This is a genomic window from Pseudomonas sp. BMS12 (assembly GCF_001592875.1).
Lineage (GTDB): Bacteria > Pseudomonadota > Gammaproteobacteria > Pseudomonadales > Pseudomonadaceae > Aquipseudomonas.
In genome coordinates this window covers 44,309-52,913 of sequence record NZ_LSOF01000003.1, presented here as the reverse complement: position 1 = coordinate 52,913, position 8,605 = coordinate 44,309, and the positions used below count along the sequence as shown (strand labels likewise).

Genomic DNA, 8,605 nt, shown 5'->3' with positions numbered 1-8,605 from the left:
CCCACTCCGGAACGTCAGCGGCCCAGGTCGAGGTGGCAGGCGAGTCGTTCCACAGCCCCGGCGCTGCCGACGGCCAATCTGGGATATCTGTGTTGTTCATGTGGTGGCCTCCGCGTCAGAGATCGAGTACCAGGGGTTGCGGGTTGTCGCTGGTCTGCGCCGGTACGGCACAGCAGATCAGTACCTTGTCGGCGTCCGGCAACTGCGCCGGTGGATTGGGGTAGTGCACGGTGCCGCTGACCAGGCGAGCGGCACAGGTACCGCACGAGCCGCCGCGGCAACTGAATTCCGGGCTCAAGCCGCGACTCTCGGCCAGCTCCAGCAGGCTGCCGCTGTCGGGCTTCCAGCGCGCTTCGGTGGCCGAGGCGGAGAAGTACACCGGCACCGGCGCGGTGGCCGCCGGCGGCTGCTCCAGGCTCGGCGGCTGCTCGCCCTGCGAGCGGCGCAGGGCAGAGGGGCCGAAGGCCTCGGCGTGGATGCGCTGGTCGGGGATATTGAGGTCGCGCAGGCCGTCGTACATGGCCTGCAGAAAGCCGCCAGGGCCGCACAGGTAGAAGTCGTAGTCGTCGAGCGGCAAGCGTGCCTTGACCTGGGCGAAGCCGAGGCGGCCGGCCAACTGGTAGTCGCGCTCGAGTTGCGCCTCGTTCTCGGGATTGCTCAGGGCGCGGTGGACATGCAGCCACCCGTTCGCCTGCTGTTGCAGCGCTGTCAGCTCCTCGCGAAAGGGCAGGTCGGCGAGGCTGCGGGCGCTCTGGAACAGGTGAATGTGCCGCTCGCGCTGTTGCTGCAGGTTCTGCGTCACCAACTCGCGGGCCATGGAAATCAGCGGCGTGATGCCGACGCCGGCGCCGATCAGCACCACCGGCCTGGTGGTGTCATCGACCAGGGTGAAGCTGCCCAGCGGCGCGCGTGCGTCCAGCAGATCGCCCACCCGGACGTTCTCGTGCAGGTGGCGCGAGGCCTTGCCCTGCAATTTCACGCTGATGCGGATATGCCCGTCGGACGGCGCGCTGGAAACGCTGTAGGTCCTGACCAGCGCCTCGTCGCCGGCCTGCAGGCGCATTGGCAGATGCTGGCCAGGGGCGAAGGTCACGGCGGCGTTGTCCTGCGGCGCGAGGAACAACGAGCGAATATCGCGGCTCTCCTGCTGCACCCGCGTCACCCGCCACTGCTGCCATTGCCGGCGCTGTTCCTGTGCGCGTACGCGCTCCTCGACCTCTGCCCAGGTGCCGGTGGCCAGGCTGGTGGGGGCGTAGTCATGGAACTGCCAGCGAATGCCCGCGGCGGCGGGGCGCAATACCACCCGCTCGACCTCGACCGTCCACAGCCGTTCGGCACCTTCGAAGGCCTTGATCAACGGGCTGTCGAGCAGCAGCTCGGTGCGCCCGCTGACCTGCAGCAGGTCGCCCGTGGCGAAGTCGACGAACAGCAGGCCGGCGCTCGGGTTGGCCTGCAGGTTGCCCAGGGTGTTGAAGAACAGGTTGCCGGCGTAGTCGGGGATGGTCAGGCGGTTGCCCTCGACCCGGACGAAACCGGCGCGGCCGCCGCGATGGGAGACATCCACCGAGCGGCTGTGGTCGGCATGCGCGACATAGCTGGCGATGAAGAAGGTGTCGGCGGCACGGATCAGCGCGCTGCTGTGCTCGTCCAGGCCGGTGAAGTCCTGGCGTGGCGGTTTGCCGTCGGCCGGCACATTGGCGCGGCTGTAGGCGCGTTCCTGGATGTACTTGGGGCAGTTGCCGTAGGAGTGCTCGACCTCCACCGTGAAGCCGGCGGCCGAGGCCTGCTGGATAACGCCGTTGATGCGGTTGCGCCGGCGCGTGTGCAGTTCGATGCCGAGCATGCCGATGGCGCTGCCCGCCTGCAGGCCCGATGCGGCAGGGTCCTGCGCGTCGGGCTGGGTAGCGAGGAGCAGGTGCTGCGGGTCGGCAGAGGTGACGAAGCCTTCCGGCCCTTCGAGCAGGGTCGCCCAGGGGCGGCCTTCGGCGTCCACCGCGCCGACCACCATGAACGGCAGCTGCTGGTAGAACTCGCGGTGCTGGTCGGGCATGTAGTCGCGGATGACCTTCTGCCCGATCACTTCCATGCGCTCGGTGACGTGCACACTCTCCTGCAGCTGGCGTTCGCCGGCGTGCCAGGGTGACTTGCGGTGCTTGGGCAGATGGTCCATGGCGACGCTCCTCGGAAGTGCTGCCGGATCACCCGGCAGCCTGATCGGTACTCAACCGGCTAGCAGTCCTGCGGCGGTACGTTGCATGGGCACGAAGCCGGGCAGGGCCTCGATGCGTTGCAGCCAGGCCCGCACGTTGGGGTAGGCGTCCAGCGCCACGTTGCCTTCCGGGGCATGGGCGATGTAGCTGTAGTTGGCGACGTCGGCGATGCTCGGTTCGTTGCCGACCAGGAATGGGCTGGCCGCCAGCTCGCTGTCCATCACCTTGAGCAGGGCATGGGCGCGGGTGATGACCTCGTCGGCATTGAAGGCCGCACCGAATACCGTGATCAGTCGGGCAGCTGCTGGGCCATAGGCGACCTGGCCGGCGGCGACCGACAGCCAGCGCTGTACGCGGGCTTCGTGCAGCGGGTCGTTGAGCTGCCAGCTGCCGCTGCCGTAGCGCTTGGCCAGGTAGACCAGGATCGCGTTGGAGTCGCTGAGCAGGGTGCCGTTGTCATCGATCACCGGCACCTGGCCGAAGGCGTTGATGGCCAGGTACTCGGCTTTCTTGTGCGCACCGTTGGCCAGGTCGACGAACACCAGTTCGGTTGGCAGGTTCAGCAGCGAGAGCATCAGCTCGACGCGATGGGCATGGCCGGACAGCGGGTGGCGATAGAGTTTGATGGCGTGGGACATGGTCGTGGCTCCGTAGCGGGTTGGTCAGCGCGGGGGCGGGGTGTTGCGCTGTTGGAGCCATGCTGCGCCCATGCAGGGATCAGCAGAATCCCCGCGATGGGCAATCCATAATTCCGTTTTCCGAAATAGTGCCGGGCCTGGTTCAGCCGGCGAAGGCGGGGTGGGCACGCAGTCGTGGGGTGGCGAAGTCGACGAAGCTGCGCACCCGCGCCTCGGCACGGCGGCCGTGGCGGTAGATCAGTTGCGCCGGCAGGCCGGGGCCGGCGAAGGGCTGCAACACGGGCTCCAGCAGGCCACTATGCAGTTCGGCATGGGCTTCGTAACTCATGCAGCGGATCAGCCCCAGGCCCAGCGTCGCGGCGTGGATGGCAGCGCGCTGGGTGGTACAGGTCAGCACCGGCACGGGCTTGACCTGGCGCGTGCTGCGTTCGCAGCGAAACTGCCAGGCGGCGTCGTAACCCGGTGCCGAGGCGAGTACCGCGCGATGGTTCCTTAGCTCGTCCGGCGTCTGCGGCCGGCCCCATTTGGCCAGGTAGGCGGGGGCTGCGCAGACGATCGGGCTGACCATGCCCAGAGGCTGGGCGAATTCGGACGAATTGGCCAGATGGCCTACCACCAGGGCCACGTCGACCCCTTCCTCCAGCAGCCTGGGCAGGCCATGGCTGGCGCGGGTGGCCAACTGCACGTCAGGGAAGGCGTCGAGGTAGGCGATGGCGATGGGTGTGAGTACCTGGTGGTCCATCAGCAAGGGCAGCGCCAGGGTCAGCTGCCCGCCTGCACAGGTGTGGATGCCCGCCGCCGAACGTTCGGCCTCCTCGGTCTGTTCGAGAATCTGCCGGCAGCTCAGAGCAAACCGCTCACCGGCGGGGCTCAGCGTGACGCCGCGGTGGCCGCGATCGAGCAGGCAGACGTTGAGGCGCGCCTCCAGCGCGTCGACGCTGCGCTGCACGGTCGCCACGGACAGCTCGAGACGGCGCGCGGCGGCGGCCAGGCTGCCGGCCTGCGCCACGGCATCGAACACCTGCATCTGCCGATAGCGGCTCATGCCTCAGCCCACCGCCGTCTGCAAGGCGGGGTCCTGCTGAAAGCGCCGGGTGCAGAAGTCGACGAAAGTACGCACTTTCGCCGGCACGCGCTTGTCGCCCTGATAGAGCACGTGCACGGGCAGCGCCGGCGTTTCATAGGCTTCGAGGATGATCTCCAGCTCGCCCTTGGCCACCAGCTCGGCGACCTGGTACGACAGCACCCGCGTCAGCCCCCAGCCCGTGCGCGCGGCATTGATCGCGGCCTGGTTGGAGCTGACCAGCAGGCGCGGCTGGGGATGCAGGGTCACGGCGCCCTGTGGGCCGTTGAACTGCCAGTCGGTGAGCAGGTGGCTGGCCGACGACATGACGACGGGCGCGCCCATCACCTCCTGCGGCACCTGTGGCCGCCCGGCGCGCTCGAGAAAGGCCGGCGCGGCGCAGATGACCGGGCGAATCGCACCTACCCGGATCGCGTTCAGGCCAGTATCGGGCAGGTTACCGATGCGGATGGCCACGTCCAGACCTTCGTCGACCATGTTCACCAGGCGATCCACCAGCAGCGCATTGATCGACACTTGTGGATGCTCGGCGAGGTACTCGGTGATCAGCGGAATCAGGAACAGCTCGCCGAACATCACCGGAGCCGTCACGCTCAGGTTGCCGCGCACGCGGCCGCTGCTACCGGCCGCCAGTTCATCGGCCTCTTCCAGGTCCTGCAGGATGCGCCGGCAGTCCTCCACATAGCGCCGGCCCGCTTCGGTCAGCCGCAGGCTGCGGGTATTTCTCGCCAGCAGCAGGGTGCCGAGACGGTTTTCCAGCCCGGCGATCACCCGGGTCACGCTCGGCGGCGACATGCCCATCAGCTTGGCCCCGCCGGCAAAGCTTTCCGCCTCCACGATTGCCAGCAGCACCTTCATCTCCTGAAACCTGTCCACCGTTACCGCCATGTCAGAGTGGGTTGGTGGCTACAGCTTAATGTCTGGCGAGGAGGGTGGAATATCGAAAGTGTTTGTGGTCGGGCGCGAGGTTGGTGGCTGATGTCGGCCAATAGCGGTCATCGAGGGTCTACAAAACCAGTGGCGATTCAAACTGGTTCAACACGAAAAGACTCGTCAGGCGACTAGCGTTCCGCCGCGTGCTCGAGCAAGTGCGCAATAAACCGAGTGAGCTTCGGCAGGGGGCGCAGGTCGGGTCGATAAACGATGTGTACGGGGCGGGGTTTGGGTGAATACGCTTGTAGCACTTGAACTAAGGCTCCGCTTGCGAGATCCGGGGCTACCAAGACCTCCGGTTGCAGCAACAACCCCGCGCCTTCGATAGCAGCCATGCGTAGGCCGTTGCCGTCATTGCAAGTGAACGCTGATTCCGTCACCACGTTCGGATCGACGCCACCATCGAGCTTCCAGTGACTACGACGACTCCATAACGTATGAGACAGGCAGTGGTGGGTGCTCAGATCCTGTGGCGTTTCTGGTAGACCATGTTGAGCCAGATAGCCTGGCGACGCACAAATCACCATGCGGTACATAGTCAAAGGCCTTGCAATCAGGTTGGCATCGTCCAGTTCGCCTATGCGGATCGCCAGGTCAAAACCTTCCTCAATCAGGTCGACGTTGCGATTGCTCAATTCTAACTCTACGCGCACAAGCGGATATAACTGCCGGAACGTCGCTGCCAAGGGGGCGATTACGCAGGAGCCAAAGGTAGTCGGAGCACTGATACGCAATGTGCCGGCCGGTGAGGTGCGTAACCGCTCGACCGAGGTTTCGGCGATACGCATGTGTTCGAGCGCACGTTTTGCATCTTCGTAAAAAACGCGACCAGCATCCGTCAGATTCTGACGCCGTGTAGTGCGCTCCAGCAGACGTGCCCCGAGATGTTCTTCAAGCTCGCGCACGTATTTGCCGACCATAACTGCCGATATGTCCAGCTTCGGCGCCGCCTCGGTGAAGTTGCCTGCTTCCACGACCGCAACGAAAGCTTCCATGGCCCGTAGTCTGTCCACATTGCTAACTCATAGTTAGTAGTGATCGAGATTTAAACACATTTATGGGGTTTCGATTTAGGTAAACAATGGCGTCGTTGAAACCTAAACGCGAAGGAGTGTTTATGAAGATCGTGGTGATCGGTGCTAGCGGGGACGTCGGCCGCTCTGTGGCGGATGAGTTTGAGCGCGGCGGCAAACACGAAGTCATTCGTGTCGGTCGTACCCGGTGTGAACATCAAGTCGACATCACCTGCGATGAAAGCGTGACCACGCTATTCGAGCAGCTTGGGCCTGTCGAAGGGATCGTGGTAACTGCAGGCAATGTTGTTTTGGCTTCAGTCGAGAAAATGACAGCGGACGATTTCCATAAAGGCTTGCAGGATAAATTACTCAGTCAGGTGCGAGTCGCCCTGATTGGTCAGCATTACCTGAGCGACGGCGGCTCGATTACGCTGACATCGGGTATCGCTGTTGATGATCCGATTGCCCAGGGCTCCAATGCCGCAGCATCTAATGCAGGGATTGAAGGATTCGTCCGTGCCGCTGCATGCGATTTCCGCCGGGGCATCCGCATCAACGCCGTAAGTCCAACTGTGCTGATTGAATCCATGGAGCGGTTTGGCCCGTTCTTTCCTGGCCACGAAGGCGTGCCCGCGATTAGTGTGGCAATGGCATATCGACGCAGCGTGGAAGGCGTGCATAGTGGCCGGGTGTACCGAGTAGGTCACTAAGACAAGCGCGCATTGCGCCGTGTCGGCTGCGCCTGCCGTACAAGATTTATCCGTGACTTAGGGGTATGTACAAAGGGGGCTAGCACCTAGCTCGATGCCTGACCATCCCCCACCTCCGAGCATCTGCTTCTGGCAGTTTCCTGCCCGATACGCCTGCCAGTGCTGCACTAGGTAAGTCCAGCATTTGCTCATGACTAGAAGTGGTGCCGCCAAATGCAGTTGAAGGTCGGCTCCACGGTTGATCGGTCTTGTGTACTTCGGATCTCGGCAGCCTGCGCGCCACGCAGCAAAAAGGGGCCGCCAACTCAGACGTTGGCGGCCCCTTTTTTGTCGCGCTCAGGTTCAGGTACGCAGGATCTGGTTGATCGCGCTGGGTTTCGGGCGCAGGGCTGAACACCTGCCAGAGCACGAAGATCAGGGCCAGGGCCAGGAAGCTGCCGGCGATGGGGGTGGTGAAGAAGTCGGCGAAGTTGCCGTCCGACAGCATCAGGCCGCGGCGCATCGCGAGAGCGTCGTTTTTTAGCGCGCCGAGTTGCGTGTATGTGGGGAGCGGGTTTGGCCGCGATGCGAGCCTATTGATCGCGGTTAAACCTGCCCCACTAAGCACCGCCAGCAGCAAGCGTCCCTTCAGGGCAGCGTGGTCGAGATCCGTATCTCTCGATCAGCGCTGACCAGGCAGTTGCGCCCCTCCTGCTTGCCGGCATACAGGCGGCCGTCGGCACAACGGTAAAGCTCGTCGGGTGTGCGGCCGTCAAACGGCCATTGGGCCAGGCCGAAGGTGGCGGACAGGGCAATCTGCTGGCCGCGGTAGTCCAGCGGGTTCTGGCTGATCAGCTCGCGCAGCGACTCCACCAGCGGTTTGGCGCTGTCGAGGTCGGTGCTGCGCAGCAACAGGCCGAACTCCTCGCCGCCGAGCCGACCCAGGCTGTCGGTGACGCGCAGGCGCTCCAGCAGCAGTTCGCAGATGTGGCGCAGGGCATGGTCGCCGGCGTCGTGGCCCCAGCGGTCGTTGACGTTCTTGAAATGGTCGATATCCATCAGTACCAGTACCAACGGGCTGTCACTGCGTTTGGCTTCCTGCAGGCCGCGTAGCAGTTCCTGCTTGAAATGGCCACGGCTGGCGGTGCCGGTCAGCGGGTCTGTCTGCGCCTGGTATTCCAGTTGCGAGTAGGTGATGGCGCGACGGGTTTCGTAGAGGTGGACGAAGACCATGATCAGCGCACCGCAGAGAATCGCGTTGCCGGCGTCGATCAGTTCATGGGCGCTCTGCGGCAGCGGGAAGCGCCAGTAGTACAGCAGCAGGGCGCCGCACATGTAAGGCCAGGCCAGTTGGAGGCCGCGGCGCTTGCCCAGCAGCAGGTAGGAGAGCAGGGGGATCAGGTAGGTCCAGACGAAGGCGCTGGCCGAGGCCTCCGGCATCAGGGTGATGTAGACCAGGAAGGCGCAGGTCGGAATCAGGTACAGGTAGATCCACAGTTCCAGGTTCGGCGTGCGGTAGATCCAGCGCGAGGCGCCCAGCAACGCAGCGCAGCCCAGCAGTTCGAGGCTGGCGAACAGGCTATTGCCCGCGCTGAATTGCAGCAGGGAGAAGCCGCCGATGGTCAGCCCGGTAGAGGCGAAGATCAGGCTTACCAGCGAACGCCGGGCACTGTCTTCCAGGCCTGTTTGGCGGCTGTCTCTACCTGGACTGTGGCGGGGCTTGGACATGGATCGTTCCGAACTGGTGGCAGACCTGCTGCCATATCGCTCCCATTAAGTACGGGTTCGATGGTAGTCGACCAGGCAGCCGGGCGGCGTAAAAAAATACGCCCGGCCAAGCGGCGTGCCCGCAGGACTCCCTGGGCAGCCGAGCAAAAGCATCACCTGACGTCCCGTGCGGTGCGTGCGTGAGGCGGGTTGTGCGGATTACAGGATATTCAGCGGGTGGCTGATGATCAGGCTGTTCCCCAGCAGACCAGGGCCCTCGTCGGTGCGGACGCCGGAGTTACACCGTTTCACGTTGAGGCTTTTGGCG

7 protein-coding genes and 1 pseudogene are annotated in these 8,605 nt (G+C 64.3%); 1 reads left to right on the top strand and 7 read right to left on the bottom strand.

The window, feature by feature from the left end; translation table 11 throughout:
* Positions 1-115: 115 nt before the first annotated feature.
* The 5 genes from AYB31_RS01305 to AYB31_RS01285 all read right to left on the bottom strand — a co-directional run bounded on the left by AYB31_RS01305 (position 116) and on the right by AYB31_RS01285 (position 5,860).
* Positions 116-2,170, bottom strand: coding sequence for a pyridoxamine 5'-phosphate oxidase family protein (locus AYB31_RS01305; RefSeq protein ID WP_068825007.1), 2,055 nt, complete (start codon positions 2,168-2,170; stop codon positions 116-118).
* Positions 2,171-2,221: 51 nt separating this feature from the next.
* Positions 2,222-2,848: a glutathione S-transferase family protein gene (locus AYB31_RS01300; protein WP_068825005.1), complete on the bottom strand. Its 627-nt coding sequence runs from the start codon at positions 2,846-2,848 to the stop codon at positions 2,222-2,224.
* A 142-nt stretch (positions 2,849-2,990) separates the two neighbouring features.
* Positions 2,991-3,893 (bottom strand): LysR family transcriptional regulator, encoded by a 903-nt coding sequence (locus tag AYB31_RS01295; RefSeq protein WP_068825002.1) that lies wholly within the window; start codon positions 3,891-3,893, stop codon positions 2,991-2,993.
* Positions 3,894-3,896: 3 nt separating this feature from the next.
* Positions 3,897-4,790, bottom strand: coding sequence for a LysR family transcriptional regulator (locus AYB31_RS01290; protein ID WP_177332266.1), 894 nt, complete (start codon positions 4,788-4,790; stop codon positions 3,897-3,899).
* A 203-nt stretch (positions 4,791-4,993) separates the two neighbouring features.
* Positions 4,994-5,860: a LysR family transcriptional regulator gene (locus tag AYB31_RS01285; RefSeq protein ID WP_330219997.1), complete on the bottom strand. Its 867-nt coding sequence runs from the start codon at positions 5,858-5,860 to the stop codon at positions 4,994-4,996.
* Between the two features lie 122 nt (positions 5,861-5,982).
* Here AYB31_RS01285 and AYB31_RS01280 point away from each other — a divergent pair, with 122 nt between their 5' ends.
* On the top strand, positions 5,983-6,591 hold the full coding sequence (locus AYB31_RS01280; RefSeq protein ID WP_068824996.1) for a short chain dehydrogenase: 609 nt from the start codon (positions 5,983-5,985) through the stop codon (positions 6,589-6,591).
* Positions 6,592-6,933: 342 nt separating this feature from the next.
* On the opposite strand, the pseudogene AYB31_RS22140 reads toward AYB31_RS01280, so the two are convergent.
* Positions 6,934-7,093: pseudogene (locus tag AYB31_RS22140) on the bottom strand (tripartite tricarboxylate transporter permease); the annotation flags it as partial.
* Positions 7,094-7,218: 125 nt separating this feature from the next.
* Positions 7,219-8,298 (bottom strand): GGDEF domain-containing protein, encoded by a 1,080-nt coding sequence (locus AYB31_RS01275; protein WP_068824994.1) that lies wholly within the window; start codon positions 8,296-8,298, stop codon positions 7,219-7,221.
* Between the last annotated feature and the right edge of the window lie 307 nt (positions 8,299-8,605).